This window comes from Halomonas sp. ND22Bw (assembly GCF_003011945.1).
Lineage (GTDB): Bacteria > Pseudomonadota > Gammaproteobacteria > Pseudomonadales > Halomonadaceae > Halomonas > Halomonas halophila.
The window spans coordinates 1-231 of record NZ_PXWD01001890.1 but is presented as its reverse complement, the minus strand read 5'-3'; the positions used below and the strand labels follow the sequence as shown (position 1 = coordinate 231).

Below are 231 nucleotides of genomic sequence, written 5' to 3'. Positions count from 1 at the left end.
TGCGCCCAAGCGGTCGACCCTTCGTTGAGCGCGCCCTTGGCCAGCACGGTGACCCTGAACCGGTCCGCCAGGTTGAGCGCGGCGGTCAGCCCGGCAGCCCCCGATCCGACGATCAGGACATCGCCGGCGCTCATCGTGCGCCGCCGCGAATGTTGCGAATGTTGAGACGGAAGCGGGGTGTCGCAGCGGGGATCAGGCGGGGCATGACGATCATGTGGCATAGATCGGGGG

At 68.4% G+C, this 231-nt stretch carries 1 protein-coding gene; it reads right to left on the bottom strand.

Going from position 1 to position 231, the window contains the following annotated elements; translation table 11 throughout:
- Window positions 1-134, bottom strand: a 134-nt coding sequence (locus CVH10_RS25535) for an FAD-dependent oxidoreductase (RefSeq protein ID WP_146143433.1), incomplete at its 3' end; no start/stop codon positions are given.
- Window positions 135-231: the final 97 nt, after the last annotated feature.